Source organism: Ekhidna sp. ABH4_415 (genome assembly GCF_056161305.1).
The window spans coordinates 200,493-219,860 of sequence record NZ_JBSWYW010000005.1 but is presented as its reverse complement, the minus strand read 5'-3'; the positions used below and the strand labels follow the sequence as shown (position 1 = coordinate 219,860).

Genomic DNA, 19,368 nt, shown 5'->3' with positions numbered 1-19,368 from the left:
GTGTAACCCCCCTCACCCCCTTCAAAGGGGGAATTGCACTTTGACCAGATAGTGCTAGTGCTTAAAATGTCTTGTTCCCGTCATCACCATCGCTAAGCCATTCGCATCACAGTAGTCAATGGAGTCCTGGTCTTTGATTGAACCACCCGGCTGGATTACAGCAGTAATTCCTGCTTTGTGTGCTATCTCCACACAATCCGGGAATGGGAAAAATGCATCTGATGCCATCACTGCTCCGTTCAGGTCAAACCCAAACTTACCCGCCTTTTCTATTGCCTGATTTAATGCATCTACCCTTGATGTTTGTCCAACACCGCTGGCGAGCAGCTGCCCGTCTTTAGCCAATACGATTGTATTTGATTTTGATTGCTTACACACTTTCGATGCAAAGATCAAATCATCCACTTCATCAGCCGTTGGAGCCTTTTTGGTTTTTACTTCCAGATCATCCTTGGTTTCAGATTTCAGATCGTAATCCTGAACGATCGTGCCATTCAACAAGCTTTTGTATTGAACTTCCTGTCTCCACGGTTTTTTTTGGATCAACAGGATTCGGTTTTTCTTTTTCTCAAGGATCTCCAATGCATCCACTGCAAATGTAGGCGCAATCAGGATTTCAAAGAATAGACTACTCATCTCTTCGGCAGCCGCTTTGTCCACTTCCTTGTTGGTAATCAAAATGCCCCCAAAAGCCGACACAGTATCTGCAGCAAAGGCTCTTTGATACGCCTCCTTAACTGATTTTCCCGTTGCAATGCCGCAGGCGTTATTATGCTTCAAGATTCCAAATGCAATATCATCCGGAAACTCAGCCATCAACTGGACCGCAGCTTCAATATCCACCAGGTTGTTATATGAAATTTCTTTTCCGTGGATTTGCTCAAAGTATGCCTCAAAATCTCCGTAGAAATATCCTTTCTGATGCGGATTCTCTCCATATCGCAATGTTCTGCCCGGTGCAGAAGAAACCCTGAAAGCAGGCACTTGCTTTTCGGCATTCATCCAATTAAAAATTGCAGAATCATAATGGCTGGAGGTGGCGAATGCTTTAGCAGCAAATAGTTTACGCTCACCTTCTGTTGTTTCCCCATTTTGATTATCCAGAATATCCTGTAAATCTTGATAATACTCACGCGAGCTCACCATCACCACATCTTTATAGTTTTTGGCACCTGCACGGATCAGGGCAATTCCTCCGATATCAATTTTTTCGATGATGTCGTCTTCCCCTGCGCCACTTGCTACTGTTTCTTCGAATGGGTATAGGTCAACAATTACCAAATCAATCGGAGGTATTTCGAATTTTTTTGCTTCTGCAAGATCCGAACCATTGTCTCTTCGATGAAGTATTCCTCCAAATACCTTCGGGTGAAGGGTTTTTACCCGACCGCCAAAGATCGACGGATAGTCCGTTAAACTCTCAACAGGAATAACATCAATCCCCAGTTCTTTGATAAACTTCTCTGTACCTCCGGTGCTGTAAATTTTAACTCCTTGCTCGTCGAGCCTTCGAACAATTGGCTCCAGGCCGTCCTTATGAAATACAGAAATGAGAGCGGATTTAATCTTCTTCTTGGACATGAATGTGGTTGGTTTATTTCAAGGTGTGCAAAGGTACCATCGTAGATGGTTTTATTTGGAATGAGACATAATATACTCTTCAATCACCCGCGGAAAATGTTCGTACTCGAGCTTATGAATTTTTTCAGCTAAGGATTCAGGTGTTTCCTCTCTTACCACTTCACATTCCGTTTGATAAAGAATTTGACCTTTGTCATATTCTTCATTAACCAGATGGATTGTAATTCCGGACTTTTTCTCACCAGCTTCTAGCACTGCCTGGTGAACACGATCACCATACATGCCTTTCCCCCCAAACTTTGGAAGCAGTGCAGGATGTATGTTAATGATCTTATTAGGAAATGCTTTGATTAAAAACTTTGGAATCAACCATAAGAAGCCTGCCAGTATGATATAGTCAAAATCAGACAGCATCTTAATAAATGCAGGATTTTGGAATTGCTCCTTTGAAAACGTCCATGAGGGGATATCTAGATTATTCGCTCTTTGATGTACAAATGCGTCCTTTTTATTGGACAAGATCTCTTTGACATGAATATGCTCATGTGCCTCAAAGTACTTTCCAATATTTTCTGCATTAGTTCCACTACCGGTGGCGAAGATTGCCAGGTTGATTTGTCTACTCATTGGATGTAAAAATAATCAGAAGGCATCTTGAATCACTTCAATGTTGCCAACAGGATCGACACATGCGATATCAAACCGAATGTCCTTCTTCCAGTTGATTCCAAAAATATAGTCTTCAGCTGCTTCCTTAATTCGGTTTTGTTGCGCTTCTGATACAAAAGTCTCGGGCTCACCAAAATCCTTTCTGCTTCGATTTTTTACTTCAATGAAAATCAAAAGGCTTGCATTCTGTAAGACGATTAGGTCAATTTCGGATCGCTTGTAACGATAATTTGACTCTAAAATCTCGCATCCCTGTTTTTCATAATAGCTTTTTGCTATTGCTTCACCCTGAATACCTTTAGTTTTGCGATCCATGTGCGGAGGCCGCACGGCCAATTTTTTGATTCAATGTCACAATTATATCCATTAAAATTCAATCCCATCTTCAAAGAAAAGCTTTGGGGTGGGCAAAAAATTAAAACCATTCTTGGTAAGGACTTTGGGGACCTGGACAACTGTGGTGAAACCTGGGAGTTGTCAGGTGTTCCTGGAAATATTTCTGAAGTGGCTAATGGGGCCCTTAAAGGAAAGCGGTTAACAGACTTAATCGTAGAAAGCAAGGTCGAGTTGGTTGGTAGTTCTGTTTATCAGCATTTTGGAAGTGAGTTTCCGCTACTAATCAAATTTATCGATGCGGATCAGGATTTGTCTGTTCAGGTTCACCCTGATGATGAGTTGGCTCATAAAAGGCATAGCTGCCCGGGAAAAACGGAGATGTGGTACATTCTGCAGGCAGATGAAGGAGCAAGCTTAATCAATGGGTTTGTGAAGGACACCAATCGAGAGGAGTACCAGGAGTATTTCAACAACGGAAAAATCATGGAGCTCCTACACTCTCAAAAGGTAGAAACCGGGGAGGTGTATTATTTACCTGCAGGCAGAGTTCATACAATTGGCAAAGGGCTTATGATCGCCGAAATCCAACAGACCTCTGATATCACTTATCGGATTTATGATTTTGATCGGGTGGATAGGGATGGAAAGCAACGTGAGTTGCATGTGGAAGAAGCGCTTGACGCTATCGATTTCTCAAAGCCTGAACAATTGAAAAGTGAATATAAAACAGTTCCAAATCAAGCAAATACGATAGTTTCTTCTCCTTATTTCTCTACCAACAAGCTGATTATTAATAAGCCTAAAACCATGAATCGCTCTGAGCTGGACTGCTTTAAAATTTATATCGCTGTTGGTGGCTCTGGAAAAATCGAAGGGGAGCCCATTAAGTTTGGAGAGGTTGTGCTAGTCCCGGCTTGCATGAAAGAATATACCATTGAACCAGATGGTGAACTTGAATTGTTGGAAACCTACATAGAACTGTAGCTGGTGAATAAAAAAACACAATTCATTCATTTAGGCCTCAAAGACTACCAGGAAGCGTGGGACTACCAGGAAAAACTTTTCAAAGAAACGGTAGATCAAAAAATCGCGAACCGGAAGCTCCCTGAATCAGAGCATGTCGAAACCAAAAACTATTTGATTTTCTGCGAACATCCACACGTTTATACACTTGGTAAAAGTGGGGATGAAAACCACCTCCTCGCTAATGAGGCCTTTCTGAAAGAAAAGGAAGCGACTTTTTACAAAATCAACCGAGGCGGTGACATCACTTATCATGGTCCAGGGCAAATTGTCGGCTATCCAATCTTAGATCTGGATCATTTTTTTACAGATATCCACAAGTACCTGCGGTTTCTGGAAGAAGCTGTTATACTCACCTTAAGGGAATATGACATTGATTCAGGCAGAGTGGAAGGGCTTACCGGTGTTTGGCTGGATGGTGACGATGAAAAGAAAGCTCGCAAAATTTGTGCTCTTGGCGTTAAAAGCAGCCGATGGGTAACCATGCATGGTTTTGCTTTCAACGTGAATACCAGCCTCGAGTACTTCAATTACATTGTTCCGTGTGGTATTCAAGATAAGGCCGTAACTTCATTGCAAAAAGAACTAGGTCGAGAGGTTGACATTAAAGAAGTAGAAGAAAAGCTTAAAAATCACCTTGCTACTGTCTTTGAGATGGAGCTGATAGAATAACTACTTTTTTACAAACCAGCAAGAAATACCATAACCCAGAGTGGTTGCCATCAAATGCATCAGTGAAATATGAAGGTCTATTCCTAATAGTGATAGGTTGATCGCTTCAAAAATCACCGGGATGATCAACATAATCCATGGTTTTCGACTTTTTGTGGCCAGTGCTCCATACACCTGAAACATACCGATGGAGCCCCCCATCCAGTTTCGCTCGAATGCAAACTGCATAAACCGACTATCTGGAAACAGATCAAGCCCTACTGTATAGAAGATACCAAAAAAAGGAGCTACCGTAATATAAGCTGAAAGAAACAACAGCGCAGTAGTCTTAGAGTCAAAAGCTGCCTCATGTGACTGAACGATCAGTAATATTCCAAGGATGGAAACAAACAAGATATGATCAAACCCATTATGGAGAAAAAGCGTCGTGAATAGGTTTCGAATAAAAATGAGCGGATCCTCCCTCAGGTTTTTTACCCAAAATGCAAAATCACATTGAAGAGCAAGCTGCCAGGTATCTTCACAGTTTCTTGTGGAGGCAAAGCCCAGTAGTCCAATAATTGACCAAATAATAATCAGGTACGAAATTGAAAACCTCTTTTGTTTTACTAATTGACCGAAAGAAAGCGGTTGATTACTGGCACCCTTCCAGGGCCAGACAAAAGGGAACAGACGTTTATTTTTAGAAGTCAGATTCATTTCAAATAATTCGGCAAACTAAACCAACCAAAAAGAATAAGGAAAGTGGTTAGCACATTTTATGCCGAAATGATCCCAAATTTGCAACATGAGGAAAGACATCAATTTTTCTCCCGTCAAAGACGTACATGTAGTTGTTGCCAAGACCGATGATGGTTGGAAGGTTTTTTTGATTAACAGAAATGATCAAAAACTAGAGAATGTAATGGTCACATCCAGGGGCTATGGAGAAACAAAAACAGAAAAACAAAAAACTTCCATCCTTCGACACATGATCCCGTTCGTTGATTCGGGAGAGTATGCATTAATTGAACCAATAGATGAATCGGTGTTCCATCTAAACAATGAATACTGGGTCAGCTATTTCATAAACGGGCAGGTGTATGACAAAAAATTCATTTTTGTTCCCGACTCTATCGTAGAAGAAAACCTTATTTACATTGAAGAATTAGAAATGAAAGGTATCTTGCATGATTAATTGCTCAATTAACCTTGGATGAGGGGTTCAGTTCCTCAGTATAATCTAATTCGAGTCAATAATTAGTATACAAAAACAAACCGAAGTTTGAGTAACCACTTTCAAGACTTCCTAATCTTAGACATTGAAACGGTCTCTGGAAACGAGAACATAGAGCAGCTTTCACCAGCTTTAAAGAAACATTGGGAACGAAAAGCCGGATTTATTCGTAACCCTGATGATAAAACTCCTGAAGAACTCTATGAAGGTCGGGCTGCCATCTACGCTGAGTTTGGAAAAATCATCGTGATAGGGATGGGCTTCTATCACGAACATAAAGGAAAGGCTGCCTTGCGTGTGAAAACACTCGCATCAAATAATGAAAAAGAATTATTAACGGACTTTAAAAATTTTATAGAATCAAAGTTTGATCAGGACAACCTAAAGCTCTGCGCGCACAATGGAAAAGAATTTGACTTCCCTTACTTGTGCAGGCGCATGCTGATCAACGATATTAAAATCCCCTGGTCGTTAAATATGACCGGGAAAAAGCCCTGGGAGGTAAACCACATAGACACGATGGAGCTGTGGAAGTTTGGCGATTGGAAAAGCTTTACTTCACTGGATTTACTAACCAACATCTTTGGGATACCCTCCAGCAAAACAGAGCTGGACGGCTCAATGGTGACAAAAACATATTATGAAGAAAAAGATGGGTTAAAGAAAATTGAGGAATATTGCCAGAAAGATGTAATTGCTACGGCACAGCTCTACCTCCGCCTCAATAATTTACCTCTGATCGATCCAGATCAGATAAACATCGTAAAATGACCGCACGGTCGAAAAAACACATGAGTAGAAAGAAAAGAAAAAAGAAAATAGGATCACGATCCAAGCAACAACAACCCAACCACGTAAAAGAAATAAAGAGTAAGCTTCACGAGATTTTCTCACTAAACGATGGAAAGTCCTATGGCTATCGGGAACTCATCCGACAACTGAAACTACGAGACAAAAAATCAAAAGACTATCTGAAAAGCCAGCTTTTCAGTCTCGAGAGCAAGGAAAAAATCAGGCGCCTGAGTGATGGCCGCTTTGTCAGTAACGCTGAAAGTGAGTACATCCAGGGAACAGTCGATCATGTCAATCCAAATTTTGGATATGTGGTGACTCCTGAACCAGAAGAAGACATCTGGGTAAAAACCGATGACTTAAATTTTGCCATTCATGGTGATCTCGTAAGTGTTCTCGTGACCAAACCTTCCGGAAAAGGCTATCGGCCTGAGGGCAAGGTAGTCAACATCTTAAAGCGCAACCGTGAAGAGTTTGTGGGGCGAATTGAAGTCTCACAAAAATTCTCTTTTGTTGTTCCAGATAGCCGGAATATTCACTTTGACATCATGGTTTATCCTGAGAAAATCGGGAAGGCCAAGCCCAATGATAAGGTGATGGTGAAAATCGACAAGTGGCACGACAAGAAAAACAGAAGTCCGCTTGGGACTGTAACCGAAGTATTAGGTCAGGCCGGAGAGAATGAAGCCGAAATCCACTCGATAATGGCCGAGTTTGGCTTGCCTTTTCGATTTCCTAAGAAAATTGAAAAAGCCGCCGATGAAATTCCTGACCTGATTTCAGATGAGGAAATTAAAAAGCGTCGCGATTTTAGGGATACCACCACCTTCACCATTGATCCACATGACGCAAAAGACTTTGATGATGCACTATCCATCAAAGAGCTGGAAAAAGGGAAATATGAAATCGGCATTCACATTGCGGACGTTTCTCATTATGTGGATGAAGGAACCGAACTGGACAAAGAAGCCATCGATCGTGCCACTTCAGTATACCTTGTAGACCGCACCATCCCTATGCTTCCGGAGCGATTGTCAAATGGGCTTTGCTCGTTGAGACCCAATGAAGAAAAGCTGACCTTTTCGGCTGTTTTTGAAATGGACACCAAAGGTGCCATCACCAAAAAATGGTTTGGTCGTACGATTATAAAATCGGATCGCCGATTCACCTACGAAGAAGCCCAGGAACGCATCGAAGGTTTAGATAGTGATTTCACCAAAGAGATCGTCACGCTAAATATCATTGCGCATCAATTAAGAAAAAAGCGATTTCAGCATGGTGCCGTGAATTTCGAAACGGTAGAGGTTAAATTCCGTCTGGACGAAGACGGTAAGCCACTTGAGGTGATCCCAAAAGAGCGAAAAGATGCCCATAAAATGATCGAAGAATTTATGCTTCTCGCCAATAAAGAAGTTGCAACGCACATTTTCAAGTGGAAAGAGAAGGGCAAAGAAGAAGGCAGCAAAACCTTCGTTTATCGGGTACATGATGATCCGGATCCTGAAAAGCTAAGTACCTTTTCTTCTTTTGCGGCCAAGTTTGGTCACAAGATCGACTTGGGAAAAAACCTTTCTGGCGGATTAAATAAGCTCATGGACGACATTCAGGGCAAGCCTGAACAGAACGTATTAGAATCCCTTGCCATCCGATCTATGGCTAAGGCTAAATATACTACAGACCCAAGAGGACATTTTGGATTAGCTTTTGATCACTACACACACTTTACTTCCCCTATTAGGCGGTATCCCGATGTAATGGTACACCGTCTTTTGGAGCATTACTTGCAAGGAGGTAAAAATGTAGGTGATGAAGAATATGAGCCATTATGTATGCATTCATCCGAACGCGAGAAGCGAGCTGCCGATGCAGAGCGTGCTTCTATCAAATACAAGCAGGTGGAGTTTATGGAAACCATGCTTGGACAGGAGTTTGAAGGAATTGTTTCTGGCGTGACAGAGTGGGGAATATTTGTAGAAATTATACAAACAAAGTGTGAGGGAATGATCCGTATGAGCGACCTGGATGATGACTTCTATGAGTTTGATGAGAAGCAGATGCGAGTAATTGGAAGAAACAATAAACGCATCATTACTTTGGGTGATAAACTGAAAGTGATAGTTGCCAAAACAGACATTGATCGAAGAACCATTGATTTAGAATTGGTGAATGAGTAATTTAGTTAGCTTGACAGTTACTTATAATACACATGCTAAGCAACAAAGCAATTGACATGCTTGAGTACAACGGGTACTCATATAAATCAAAAGATGATCAGATACTTTTCAAAAAAGCCGGAACAGATCGGGTAGGGTTAATCATTGTTATGATCATAAGCGCAATCTTTATTGCCATATTTTTTGCTCTCCAGTGGTGGGCAGGGCTTGGTGCCTTCATTGTAGCATTTCTGATTTTTAGACCATTGGTAAGACGAATTCCCGGAAGCTTAAAACTGGCTATTGACCCGGAAAAACAAACACTTGAATTAGATGATCGAAGTAAGTCATTCTCCTTTGGACAAATCAAAGGAGTTTACATTCATTCAAAATTTGTGGATGAATACTCCAGTGCGTTTAAAAGCACTAGCGAAGAACATCAAGTAACCATCGGACTAGAAGATGAAAATGAAAATCAGATTCCATTGTTCAAACTGATTTCTGATCATGCCAAACCTTCGAAAGAAATGAATGAGGTTTATGATTACTTAAAATCCATCATTTCATCTGAAAAAGCATCCTCAGCAGCCTAATCAACCATCTGGTTGAAATTATTATTCATCGAATCACGAGGGATTCCTAATGTTTTTTTTATACCTTAATCTGATTAGGGCTATGCCTGACGTTTAGGCATTAACCATTAGATGTATGAAATCACCCAATCTCAGCCGAGGAGCTATTGATCTACTCGGGGAAAACGGCTATTCTTTCAAATCGAAAGATGGCAAAGTCACAATCAAGCGTCGCAATAGTTATATGGGCGCAATAGTGCTCCTTTTTGTCACACTGTTTTTATCCATCCCTGTTTTTTCAGCAGGAGCTATCTATGGGGTTATTCTCATTGGCGGTGTTGTTGGAGCAATTGTTATCCGCAAAATCTTTTTTTCGAAAAGATCCAGCCTGTCGATAGATCTGATAAACAACACATTCACCGCGATTGTGGGAACCTACTACCAGGAGGATCAGCCCTTGACAATGATTTCTGCGATTACCCTTCAATCTCAATTTATTGATGAATACACAACTGCTGCCAGGAATTCTGTGGAAGAGTATCTGGTGTCAATCCGAATCCAGCTTATCACAAAAGAGGAGGTAACACTGTTCCAGCTGAAGTCTGAGCAGTCAGAACCTACCGAAGAAGTAAATGAAGTTTATTCCATGTTGGAAAATGCCGTTAAAGGAGCCAAGGCTGCTTAGCGATAAAACTGTTTCCATAACATATTTATAGATGTCTTGATGAGGAAATTGAGTTTTTACAATTTTCTTTTCAAATTACTCCAGGGAAGCTGATAGGACTGTGAAATAAACTTTATGATTTTTCAATCCTCTAAGAAGCGCGTTTGATTCTTTGGCGGGTAAAAGGGACTAAATTTGTACATTCATTCAATGTGAGGTGAGGCGAACTATTTTATTTGTAGACGATGAACTGATCAACCTTTATGTGCTGGAAAAAAGGTTTGAAGGTGAATATAATGTCCTTACTGCAGAGTCTGCTGAAGATGCTATTTCCAAGATTGAAGCTAACAAAGACGTTCTTGATGCAATCATTAGCGATCTTAAAATGCCAGGCATGGATGGTCTTCAGCTTATAGACAAAGTGAAACCGTCGGTTTTAGATGTCCCGTGTTTTCTTTTAACGGGATATGACAATATTGAGAACAAAGAAAAAGTGGTGCAAAAAATTAACCACATGTTCAAAAAACCATTCGACTACAATGAAATCGACTCAAAGCTAAAGGAAGTCCTTTAATGATGTGTTGGCTTTAATAAATCAGTTACGGTTTTCACAGGGTTAAAAGTGATCAGTGGCACCTCCATAAAAATAGTATTCCAATTAGCCATTGCTCCGTTCCATAATCCGGGAAGCTCCATAGCCAGTAGTTTTTCTCCCTGATAAGATTTTTCTGAAATAAAACCTGCTTCTTCGTCTCTGTAGCTTCGCAGGCTGAACTTTTCTCCTTTATAATTCTTTACTCCGCAAACCAAGTCTACTGGGTTAAAGTGGGTTCCATTCTTAAAGGCCTTTCGCTGCTCAGGGTTGGATTTATCTATTTGAGCTGATTCTACGATTTGAAGCGATTCTGCTGCTGGCCCGTTTTTTACCCAAAAGGGCCCTCCTCCCGGCTCTCCTTCATTTTTGACCATTCCACACACGCGAATGGGCCGGTTCAGTAACGCTGGAATCTCCGAATCAGCGAAGGCCCGAACACCCATCTCTTCCAAGAGGTTTTTGCCTTCATTGAAAATGTTCTCCCCGGCATCATGTCTTTGCAGTAAATCGAACGTTTTTTTCTGATAGCTCAAAAGCACCCCAGCCAAGGCCTTTTTATATTTGATCGTTTCTGCTTTTATTCGATCCGGAACTACGTTATCAATGTTTTTTATAAAAATCAAATCTGCCGAAACTTCGTCCAGGTTTTCGAGCAAAGCCCCATGCCCGGCAGGCCTGAATAGCAACTTCCCCCCCTCCTCTCTAAAAGGCTCGAAAGATGGTGTAGCAGCTATGGTATCTGTTTCTGGCTTCTGTGTGCTGTATGAAACTAAAAATTTCAAATCAGAGTCCAGATTAGCAATTGCGCTTTGGATGTGGCTTTCAAAAGCAGTATGGTGTTCAGGAGATACGGTAAAATGAATTCGGACTTGATTCGACTTATTAGCGTAAGCCATACCTTCGAATAAATGCTCTTGCGCCGGAGTTCTGGTTTCGCTCTCGTATTTATGAAAGCTCAGCAGTCCCTTTGGCAGCTTTCCATAATTCATTCCTTCCTCCATGAGAAGTATACTCACAATATCGTCATGAGTATATGTCTTTTTCGCATCAGTGATCGATTTTCCTTTTTTGGCTTGCATCAACCGATCTAGCTCATCATAAAAAGCAAATTCATCTATGTGCTGAAAAAATTTGCCGACTTTCTTTTCCTCACGGGAGATTGATTCGAAAGAGCTCTCGGTACCATCAAATTCTTCAAGAAAAGCAAAAAGTGTTTTGAACATACGTGTCGCTGCGCCAGAGGCCGGAACGAATTTCAAAACGTCAACTTCTGTCTCTTCGTAGGTTTTTTGAAACTCCTTTATCTCTTCCTTAGACAATCTCAGAATTCCGTCACCAACAGTAGCCGCTTTTGAAATATTGGCTGGAGCGAATCCTTTTTTAAAACGATTTAGCTGAGATTCTACTTTTTCAATTCCTATCCCTATACCGTCTATTTGCTTCTTATCTTCCTCTGAGAACATCGGCATACAATTTCTCGGTTAAAACTAATTTCTGTTTACTAAGTTGTTCCTTTTCCAAGGAAAACAAATTAATTTGGTTTAATTAAAACTTAATCCCCTGATCAAATATGAGCACAGATATCTTCCAAATCTCCCCTACTTTTTACGGAATCACAATGGTACCGAAAGATTGCTGGCGGGAATATGGCTATGCCCTACTTACCATTGCCGGTTCTGATGGGGACGTTTCTGATCCGGAACTGGAGTGGCTCACCATCGAGTGTGCTCAGGCAGTTGGTGTCGATGAAGATATGATTGCAGATTGGGAGGAGTTTGATTTTGAAGAAGGAAATCTCGAAGAAATTTTCTATAACTTCAATTCATCTTCTTTCGCCAATTTCAACAAGCTGCTGATATACGATGCTATCCGAATGTCAAGCGCTGATGGAGACTATGCACAAGATGAAAGGGAGCAGGTACATCATGCCGCTCAAATATTGAAAGTGCCTATGGACTCTGTGATGGCCATTGAAGCGTTAGTCGATATAGAGCATGCCGCGAACAAACTCCGCATGACTATTTTTTAACCATAGATAGCGTTCAAAACATTGGCTAGTCGGATACCGGCCTGTAGCAACCGTTGGTTTAAAAGCTCACGATTTTCAAAATCATAGCGATAGCTCAGTTTTTTATTTTCAGGAATGGTCTCATAGCATTGATCTCTGTGGGTCATAGATTCATACGCCCAATCCAATACATCTAAAGAAGACCATTCCTCCAGTTGCTCATCAGTGGGATGATCAATCCACTCGGCGTATTCGGTATAGCTATATTTTAGACCATCAATCATGCCGCTATCCCAAACTCGGTGAAGGTTTGAGCTTTTCCAGAAATAATCAAGTTTTACATCATTGCCTCCTTTATCCTCACCATTTCCGACATGCAAAGGCTGGTGAATATCTCCAATCAAATGAACAAGACATTTTAACGCAAACGCTTCATCGTAATCCGTAAACTCTTTCGAGTTCAGCTCTCCCATTAGTCGCTGTATGGTCACAATCACGTCACCTTCTTCCGGAGTGCCTGCTTCATCGTATGTTTTACCATCAGGAATAGTGGCATAATGCCATGGTGACATGTGCCGATAGGTCGCATCAGACTTAATAAAATCCATGTAATTGCTGACTTCAGCTAAAGTCTCATAACCTAAAACTTTTTCTATGTTCTTTTTAGCTTTTTTCGTCAGGTGTCGCTCAGCGATCAGGCCTACTATGCGATGGCCGGTGGTTCCCCATCCAAAAGACTGGAAAACAAAAAGAACTCCGATAAATGGTAGCACAAATTTTTTCATACGATAAAGGTAGGGTGGAAAGAATTTCCGAACTACAGGTGAGGGTTAAGAATGTGCTAAAAAAGAGAAGGCGTGACCGGAATACGGTACACGCCTAATCACCAACCTAACCTAAAAGAAAGTTTTTAATAAACGTATGATGTTTATTTTATTATAAAATTCTTTGTCTTTAATACCCGAGAATCACTCGAAATGTTGCAATGTTATCTTGAAATAATTCATTTATTAGACCAACACCCGGTTAACGTCTATAAACACAGACACAGCACCAAACAATTGTGAAAACCATTTTACCCATCCTCGTGTAGTATAAAGGTTACTTTTGCCATCTAATTTTTCGGAGCAGGTTTGAACACAAAAGATTTATTACAGAAATATCAGGAGAGCACTAACGTCAAAGCGATAGTTGAGACCATTCAGAAAAAGAGGCAACTCAGACTGAAAGGAATCGCTGGCAGCTATGATGCGTTGTTAGTGGCCGCCACTTTTAAAGCTATTGGTGGTGTTCATTTAATCGTGCTCCACGATTTTGAAGAAGCATCTTATTTTGAAAACGATCTTTCAAACTTTCTATCCGATGAGCACATTCCGTTTCCTTCCTCATACAAAAAGCCGTATCAGTATGAAGAAATTGAAAACGCCAATATTCTGCAGCGAGCAGAGGTGCTCAATGATCTGAACGATCATGAAAACCTGATCATTATTACCTATCCGGAGGCGCTATCAGAAAAAGTAATCAATAAACGATCTCTGGTATCAAACACCTTTACTGCAAAGCCCGGGGAGCAACTCGATGTTGAATTCCTTACTGATCTGCTAGTTACATACGATTTCGAAAAGTCAGACTTTGTTTATGAGCCCGGTCAGTTTTCGGTTCGTGGTGGAATCATAGACATCTACTCATATGCCCACGATCAGCCCTATCGTCTGGAGTTGTTTGGTGATGAAATCGAAACTATTCGTGAGTTTGATCCCGAAAGTCAGCTTTCCACAAAAGACCTGGATCACATCTCGTTGATTCCAAATGTGCAAACCAAACTAGTCAGTGAAGAGCGCCAATCCTTCTTGGAGTATATTCCAGCAGAAACCACCATCTGGCTGAAAGACTATCAGCAATCACTCGATATCATTGATAAATCTTTCCACAAAGTAGAGGAGCAATTTCAAACCATTCGTGATATGAGTGGCGACTCAAAACTGATCACCTCTCCCGATCAATTATTTGAAACACAGGAGTCTTTTACTAAGTCACTTGAAAAGTTTCCTAAGGTTGAGTTTGGCAAACGCTTTTACTTACAACCAGACGAAGAGTTGACTTTAGCCGCACGGCCTCAGCCTTCCTTTCATAAAAACTTTTCGCTCCTTGCCGACAACCTGAGGGAACTTCAGCAAACCAGCTATCAAAAGTTTATTGCTGCTGAATCATTCAAACAGATTGAGCGGCTTGAGACCATTTTTGAGGAAATTGATCCTGAAATCAAGTTCGAAGGATTAACTGCTTCATTCAGAGAAGGATTTATTGATGATCATGAAGAGTTATGTATTTATACAGATCACCAAATCTTTGATCGGTTTCATCGGTATAAGGGCAAAGAAAAATTTACAAAAAACAAGGCGCTAACGCTCAAAGAGCTTAAGACACTACAACCTGGAGATTTTGTAACACACATCGATTATGGGGTTGGGCGGTTTGCCGGTTTGGACACTGTTGATGTAGGAAGCAATAAGCAGGAGGCAATCCGCCTGGTCTATCGTGATGATGATTTATTGTATGTCAGTTTACACTCGCTGCACAAAATTTCAAAATACTCCGGCAAAGAAGGTGAGCCTCCTTCAATCAACAAACTTGGATCCCCAGATTGGGAAAACAAGAAAAAGAAGATTAAGCGCAAGGTTAAGGATATAGCCAAAGACTTGATTGAATTGTATGCTAAACGGAAAGCCGCCAGAGGATTCTCATTTCCTCCAGATGACTATTTACAAGCAGAGTTGGAATCTTCCTTTATGTATCAGGATACACCGGACCAGTCGATGGCAACTGCTGACGTAAAAGCGGATATGGAGCAAGAGCATCCAATGGATCGTTTGGTGTGTGGTGATGTCGGATTTGGAAAAACAGAAATTGCAATACGTGCTGCCTTCAAAGCGGTTAATTCAGGAAAACAGGTGGCTGTACTCGTTCCTACCACCATTTTGGCAATGCAACATCACAGAACATTTTCCTCAAGATTAGAAAATATGCCGGTGACAATTGATTATATCAATCGGTTCAAGAGCAGCAAACAAATCACTGAAATCAAGAAAAAGGTCAAGGAAGGAAAAATTGATATTCTTATCGGAACACACCGCATTGTGAATAAAGACATTGAGTTCAAGGATCTTGGCTTGATGATCATCGATGAGGAACAAAAGTTTGGAGTGAAGGTGAAGGAAAGGTTGAAAGACATGCGAGTAAATGTAGATGCGTTGACACTTACTGCTACTCCCATTCCAAGAACCCTTCATTTTTCGCTTATGGGGGCTCGTGACCTTTCCATTATTTCAACACCTCCACCAAACCGAAGACCGGTAACTACAGAACTTCATGAATTCAATGAGGAAGTGATACGAGATGCTGTCAGCCATGAGCTTCGAAGAGGTGGACAGGTTTTCATGGTTCATAATCGGGTAAGTGACATTGAACAAGTAGGCAACCTAATTTTCAAGCTTGTTCCCGATTCACGAATCGGAATAGCGCACGGTCAGATGGAGGGGCCTCAGTTAGAAAAGGTCATGCTTAAATTCATTGAAGGAGAATACGATGTTCTTGTATCTACCAATATCATTGAAAGTGGATTAGACATTCCGAATGCAAATACTATTATCATCAATAATGCGCACATGTTCGGGCTATCAGATCTTCACCAAATGCGTGGACGTGTGGGTAGATCCAATACCAAAGCATATTGCTTCATGTTGACGCCTCCAGCTTCCGCTTTAACCAGCGATGCTCGGAAAAGGCTGAATACGTTAGAAGAATTTTCTGATTTGGGTGATGGGTTCAAAGTAGCCATGCGTGATTTGGATATAAGAGGGGCTGGGAATCTCCTGGGTGCTGAACAAAGTGGATTTATCAATGATATTGGATTTGATATGTATCATAAAATCCTTGACGAGGCTGTTCAGGAACTGAAAGAAGGAGAGTACAAACAGCTCTTTGAAAATGACATTCTTAAAAATAAAGAGGCGTTAGACAAAATGGTAGAGGACTGCAACATTGAAACGGATTTCGAATCGTTAATACCTGAAGAATACGTCAGCAATATTTCTGAAAGACTCAGCCTTTATACCAAACTTGACGATCTCAAATCTGAAGAAGAGCTTTCAGAGTTTATCACAATGATGAAAGACCGTTTTGGACCTATGCCAAATGGGGTGAAGAATTTAACAGAAACAGTACGGTTAAGATGGAAAGCGATTCAAATAGGATTTGAAAAGGTGACGATCAAGAACAACAAGATGCGGTGCTACGTTTCTGACAAAAAGCCTCAGGAATACTTTCAGTCATCACGTTTTGGAAATGTTCTTGCATTTATCAAGTCAAACCCTCATGACAGTAAAATGAAGGAGGTGAAAAACAAGCTGCTAATCAGTGTCGAGAATGTTGGGTCCATTGAGAATGCAAGAACAGTCATCGATCAGATGCATTCACCCATGACTCCAGCATGATATTTTCATTATATCATGCAATAAAAGAGGAAAGATTAGCATTAGATCAATAGGTTTAATCTAAAATCCATTGACTTACGATGGCTTTTTTGAAATATTTGTGTTTATTAGTACGTTGAAACGTTTCAAGACAAATTCAAACGGTGTTATGAAAAATTATGTGAGAGCAGTCAAAAGCACTGGTTACTTTGCTTTAGCTGTAGTTTTTTTAGGTGCCTGTAACTTCATAGGAGGTAACAGTGGTGCACCATCCGCAGAAAATCCAGGTTTTGCCAGCTCTGCCACTGGCCTGGAGTTTAATGAAGAAGGTGGCTTTCAAGTAAACGACTTTCAGGGACAACCAGACGGACCGAATCTTATCTTCATTGAAGGAGGTAGAACGGTGATGGGTTCTTTCGAGGAAGACGTAATGTACGCGTATGATAACCTGGAAAGGGCAGTGACTGTTGCTTCATTCTACATGGATGAGACAGAAGTTGCTAATATTCACTGGTTGGAATATGAGTTCTACATCAAACAAGACTCAGACGAATACTACTGGAGGAATAACCTTCCAGATACTACCGTTTGGGCAAAAGATCTTGCTTACAACGATCCCTATGTAAATAGCTACTACAGATACCCTGGATTCAGATACTTCCCTGTTGTAGGAGTAAACTGGAGGCAAGCTGTAAACTATTGCAAGTGGAGAACCACAGTAGTAAATCTTAAACTGGCAGAAGATGCCGGTTATCTCGATCCGATTGCGTCCGGTGAAGATGCTTTCGCTGGAGCTGAAGGTGGAGACCTTGCTTCTTCAGCCGGAAATGTTCCAGGGCTTAGCTCCGGAGTTGTACTTCCAGGCTACAGGCTTCCTACCGAAGCAGAGTGGGAATACGCTGCTCAGGCACTTATTGGAACACAATGGCTGGATGAAAACCAAACACACAAAAGACTTTATCCCTGGGATGGTCACGCACTAAGAAATCCTTATGGAAAGAGCATGGGTTATTTCCTTGCAAACTTCAAAAGAGGAAAAGGTGACTATGCCGGTATCGCTGGTAAACTCAACGATGGAGCAATGATCACCACTTATATTTATGATTATCCACCTAACGATTTCGGTCTTTATAATATGGCTGGAAATGTTAATGAGTGGGTGCAAGACGTTTACCGTCCGCTTTCATTCCAGGATATGGATGATCTGAACCCAGCAAGAAGAGATGCCATACTGGATTCTGAAGATGATTATGATGCGGATTATTCCTTCATTGGAAGAGAGTCTGATTATACAGAAGAAGAATGGGTTAAGACTTCCGGACTTCAAAAATCCTTTAACGCAGACAATCCTCCTAAAAAGAGACTTAGAGTATACAAAGGTGGTTCATGGGCAGATGTAGCATACTGGCTATCGCCCGGTACAAGAAGGTTCCTTTTCGAAGACTCAGCAACATCAACAATTGGATTCCGATGCGCGATGATTCGTGCAGGATCTAATTTCTAATAAAGATAATCTCACAGATTTTTCTGGGGCTGCTCAATTATGGGCAGCCTTTTTTATTTGCCTCGTGCTATACATGCGATGTGAATTTGTCCAACACCTGCTTCGACCAGACGCTGACACAGCATACCCGTTGTTGCTCCTGTTGTAATTACATCATCAATGACCAGAGCAGAAGTGTTAGAAATATCTTCTCTAATTTCAGAATATACATTTTCCATGTTTTCCCATCGCTCCACCTTTGATTTTCGAGTTTGTGTTTTAGTTGCAATGATTCGCTTGACTAGCTGGTGCTTGACTTCAACATTTAACTCTTCCGAAATTCCATTGGCTATTTGTTCACTCTGGTTAAAAGTCCTTTTTTTCAACTTTGAACGATGAAGCGGGACCGGAACAATAAAGTCTATTTCTAAACTTTTGAGCTGTGGCGCAAACCAACTTCCTAACACGACTCCAATTTCTTTCTTTCGATTATACTTTAATTGATGTAGGAGTTTTTGAGTAACACCCCGCTGATGAAAATAGAGAAATGCGTTGGCTGTTTTTACTTTTGATTCAAATGAGAATTTAGCAAGCAAATCGTTTGCTTCATTTTGATAATCATTGGTAAGCGGAAGATCTATCTTGCAGCCAGTGCACAAATATTTTTCCTCAGAGATGAGGGACTGCTGACAGTTTATGCAGTTTTGTGGAAAGATCAGTGAAATAAAATCTCTAACCATTCATGAAAATTATGATAAATAATGGTTTATAAAAAGGATTTGGATCTACAAAAAGAATGGGTACAGCTTCTTTACAAAATCAAGGAAGTAACCGGTAAGCGTCCAGCTGATCTAAATGCGGTACTTTTCCTCGTAGGTGTGCAGGAGTTGGGCAAAGGCGCCAAGTCATTTTCAAAAGAAGAAAAGCAAGACGTCATGCATATCGCAATTTGCAAAGTACTGTCTCTGGCTGGATATTATGAATTAGAAGGGCATGACGAAGATGGTTGGCCTCATTGGAAACTAGTAAAAAAGCTTCCCCGTTTTGATCTGCTAGAACAGGAAAAGCTGTTAAAAATTCAAATTTTAGAGTATTTCAAAAAAGAAATTGGTTGGTAAGGTGCACCTTTGAT

19 protein-coding genes are annotated in these 19,368 nt (G+C 40.9%); 12 read left to right on the top strand and 7 right to left on the bottom strand.

Translation table 11 applies throughout. The features are described from left to right. Positions 1-54: 54 nt before the first annotated feature. From purH to ACXAH9_RS10240, 3 genes are read right to left on the bottom strand one after another with little or no spacing between them, the layout of a single operon-like run. Positions 55-1,581 carry a bifunctional phosphoribosylaminoimidazolecarboxamide formyltransferase/IMP cyclohydrolase gene (gene purH / locus ACXAH9_RS10250; RefSeq protein ID WP_474894769.1) on the bottom strand — a complete coding sequence of 509 codons (1,527 nt, stop codon included), beginning with the start codon at positions 1,579-1,581 and terminating at the stop codon, positions 55-57. Between the two features lie 51 nt (positions 1,582-1,632). Next, a complete protein-coding gene (gene purN, locus ACXAH9_RS10245; protein ID WP_474894768.1) occupies positions 1,633-2,208 on the bottom strand; it encodes a phosphoribosylglycinamide formyltransferase in 576 nt (191 codons plus the stop codon). Positions 2,209-2,223: 15 nt separating this feature from the next. After that, a complete protein-coding gene (locus tag ACXAH9_RS10240) occupies positions 2,224-2,565 on the bottom strand; it encodes a YraN family protein (RefSeq protein ID WP_474894767.1) in 342 nt (113 codons plus the stop codon). A gap of 33 nt (positions 2,566-2,598) precedes the next feature. On the opposite strand from ACXAH9_RS10240, the gene ACXAH9_RS10235 reads away from it, so the two are divergent. Further along, complete coding sequence (locus tag ACXAH9_RS10235; protein WP_474894766.1) at positions 2,599-3,570, top strand: type I phosphomannose isomerase catalytic subunit; 972 nt, start codon at positions 2,599-2,601, stop codon at positions 3,568-3,570. Further along, positions 3,571-4,281 (top strand): lipoyl(octanoyl) transferase LipB, encoded by a 711-nt coding sequence (gene lipB, locus ACXAH9_RS10230; RefSeq protein WP_474894947.1) that lies wholly within the window; start codon positions 3,571-3,573, stop codon positions 4,279-4,281. Here the strand turns inward: lipB and ACXAH9_RS10225 are convergent, their stop codons facing one another. After that, the gene (locus ACXAH9_RS10225; RefSeq protein ID WP_474894765.1) at positions 4,282-4,980 is read right to left on the bottom strand and encodes a hypothetical protein; all 699 of its coding nucleotides are present in this window, start codon (positions 4,978-4,980) and stop codon (positions 4,282-4,284) included. It lies immediately after the preceding gene. 88 nt (positions 4,981-5,068) lie between these two features. On the opposite strand from ACXAH9_RS10225, the gene ACXAH9_RS10220 reads away from it, so the two are divergent. The 6 genes from ACXAH9_RS10220 (at position 5,069) to ACXAH9_RS10195 (ending at position 10,252) form a co-directional block, all read left to right on the top strand. Beyond that, positions 5,069-5,458, top strand: a complete 390-nt coding sequence (locus ACXAH9_RS10220; protein ID WP_474894764.1) for a hypothetical protein — start codon at positions 5,069-5,071, stop codon at positions 5,456-5,458. A gap of 87 nt (positions 5,459-5,545) precedes the next feature. Beyond that, the gene (locus tag ACXAH9_RS10215) at positions 5,546-6,268 is read left to right on the top strand and encodes a 3'-5' exonuclease (protein WP_474894763.1); all 723 of its coding nucleotides are present in this window, start codon (positions 5,546-5,548) and stop codon (positions 6,266-6,268) included. A gap of 20 nt (positions 6,269-6,288) precedes the next feature. Continuing rightward, on the top strand, positions 6,289-8,463 hold the full coding sequence (rnr, locus tag ACXAH9_RS10210) for a ribonuclease R (protein ID WP_474894762.1): 2,175 nt from the start codon (positions 6,289-6,291) through the stop codon (positions 8,461-8,463). Positions 8,464-8,495: 32 nt separating this feature from the next. Then, on the top strand, positions 8,496-9,035 hold the full coding sequence (locus ACXAH9_RS10205) for a hypothetical protein (RefSeq protein ID WP_474894761.1): 540 nt from the start codon (positions 8,496-8,498) through the stop codon (positions 9,033-9,035). A gap of 115 nt (positions 9,036-9,150) precedes the next feature. Next, positions 9,151-9,699 (top strand): hypothetical protein, encoded by a 549-nt coding sequence (locus ACXAH9_RS10200; protein ID WP_474894760.1) that lies wholly within the window; start codon positions 9,151-9,153, stop codon positions 9,697-9,699. Between the two features lie 196 nt (positions 9,700-9,895). After that, the gene (locus ACXAH9_RS10195; protein ID WP_474894759.1) at positions 9,896-10,252 is read left to right on the top strand and encodes a response regulator; all 357 of its coding nucleotides are present in this window, start codon (positions 9,896-9,898) and stop codon (positions 10,250-10,252) included. Here the strand turns inward: ACXAH9_RS10195 and ACXAH9_RS10190 are convergent. Next, a complete protein-coding gene (locus ACXAH9_RS10190) occupies positions 10,249-11,742 on the bottom strand; it encodes a DUF4301 family protein (RefSeq protein WP_474894758.1) in 1,494 nt (497 codons plus the stop codon). The two genes, ACXAH9_RS10195 and ACXAH9_RS10190, sit on opposite strands and share 4 nt — an antisense overlap. 101 nt (positions 11,743-11,843) lie before the next feature. Here ACXAH9_RS10190 and ACXAH9_RS10185 point away from each other — a divergent pair, with 101 nt between their 5' ends. Further along, on the top strand, positions 11,844-12,302 hold the full coding sequence (locus tag ACXAH9_RS10185; protein ID WP_474894757.1) for a tellurite resistance TerB family protein: 459 nt from the start codon (positions 11,844-11,846) through the stop codon (positions 12,300-12,302). On the opposite strand, the gene ACXAH9_RS10180 is transcribed toward ACXAH9_RS10185, so the two are convergent. Then, the gene (locus ACXAH9_RS10180; RefSeq protein WP_474894756.1) at positions 12,299-13,066 is read right to left on the bottom strand and encodes a S1/P1 nuclease; all 768 of its coding nucleotides are present in this window, start codon (positions 13,064-13,066) and stop codon (positions 12,299-12,301) included. The genes ACXAH9_RS10185 and ACXAH9_RS10180 overlap by 4 nt on opposite strands. Before the next feature lie 348 nt (positions 13,067-13,414). On the opposite strand from ACXAH9_RS10180, the gene mfd reads away from it, so the two are divergent. Together mfd and gldJ are read left to right on the top strand one after the other, a co-directional pair. Further along, a complete protein-coding gene (gene mfd / locus ACXAH9_RS10175) occupies positions 13,415-16,774 on the top strand; it encodes a transcription-repair coupling factor (protein WP_474894755.1) in 3,360 nt (1,119 codons plus the stop codon). A 148-nt stretch (positions 16,775-16,922) separates the two neighbouring features. Further along, positions 16,923-18,257: a gliding motility lipoprotein GldJ gene (gene gldJ / locus ACXAH9_RS10170; protein ID WP_474894754.1), complete on the top strand. Its 1,335-nt coding sequence runs from the start codon at positions 16,923-16,925 to the stop codon at positions 18,255-18,257. 53 nt (positions 18,258-18,310) lie between these two features. On the opposite strand, the gene ACXAH9_RS10165 is transcribed toward gldJ, so the two are convergent. Next, the gene (locus ACXAH9_RS10165; protein WP_474894753.1) at positions 18,311-18,976 is read right to left on the bottom strand and encodes a ComF family protein; all 666 of its coding nucleotides are present in this window, start codon (positions 18,974-18,976) and stop codon (positions 18,311-18,313) included. A 21-nt stretch (positions 18,977-18,997) separates the two neighbouring features. Between ACXAH9_RS10165 and ACXAH9_RS10160 the strand changes: the two genes are divergently transcribed. Beyond that, a complete protein-coding gene (locus ACXAH9_RS10160; protein ID WP_474894752.1) occupies positions 18,998-19,354 on the top strand; it encodes a hypothetical protein in 357 nt (118 codons plus the stop codon). Positions 19,355-19,368 lie beyond the last annotated feature (14 nt).

Excerpts from the sequence above, each read along its gene's own strand:
- purH (WP_474894769.1), bottom strand. The coding sequence starts at position 1,581 with ATGTCCAAGAAGAAGATTAAATCCGCTCTCATTTCTGTATTTCATAAG.
- purN (WP_474894768.1), bottom strand. The coding sequence starts at position 2,208 with ATGAGTAGACAAATCAACCTGGCAATCTTCGCCACCGGTAGTGGAACT.
- ACXAH9_RS10240 (WP_474894767.1), bottom strand. The coding sequence starts at position 2,565 with ATGGATCGCAAAACTAAAGGTATTCAGGGTGAAGCAATAGCAAAAAGC.
- ACXAH9_RS10235 (WP_474894766.1), top strand. The coding sequence starts at position 2,599 with ATGTCACAATTATATCCATTAAAATTCAATCCCATCTTCAAAGAAAAG.
- ACXAH9_RS10225 (WP_474894765.1), bottom strand. The coding sequence starts at position 4,980 with ATGAATCTGACTTCTAAAAATAAACGTCTGTTCCCTTTTGTCTGGCCC.
- ACXAH9_RS10220 (WP_474894764.1), top strand. The coding sequence starts at position 5,069 with ATGAGGAAAGACATCAATTTTTCTCCCGTCAAAGACGTACATGTAGTT.
- rnr (WP_474894762.1), top strand. The coding sequence starts at position 6,289 with ATGAGTAGAAAGAAAAGAAAAAAGAAAATAGGATCACGATCCAAGCAA.
- ACXAH9_RS10205 (WP_474894761.1), top strand. The coding sequence starts at position 8,496 with ATGCTAAGCAACAAAGCAATTGACATGCTTGAGTACAACGGGTACTCA.
- ACXAH9_RS10200 (WP_474894760.1), top strand. The coding sequence starts at position 9,151 with ATGAAATCACCCAATCTCAGCCGAGGAGCTATTGATCTACTCGGGGAA.
- ACXAH9_RS10190 (WP_474894758.1), bottom strand. The coding sequence starts at position 11,742 with ATGCCGATGTTCTCAGAGGAAGATAAGAAGCAAATAGACGGTATAGGG.
- ACXAH9_RS10185 (WP_474894757.1), top strand. The coding sequence starts at position 11,844 with ATGAGCACAGATATCTTCCAAATCTCCCCTACTTTTTACGGAATCACA.
- ACXAH9_RS10180 (WP_474894756.1), bottom strand. The coding sequence starts at position 13,066 with ATGAAAAAATTTGTGCTACCATTTATCGGAGTTCTTTTTGTTTTCCAG.
- gldJ (WP_474894754.1), top strand. The coding sequence starts at position 16,923 with ATGAAAAATTATGTGAGAGCAGTCAAAAGCACTGGTTACTTTGCTTTA.
- ACXAH9_RS10165 (WP_474894753.1), bottom strand. The coding sequence starts at position 18,976 with ATGGTTAGAGATTTTATTTCACTGATCTTTCCACAAAACTGCATAAAC.
- ACXAH9_RS10160 (WP_474894752.1), top strand. The coding sequence starts at position 18,998 with ATGGTTTATAAAAAGGATTTGGATCTACAAAAAGAATGGGTACAGCTT.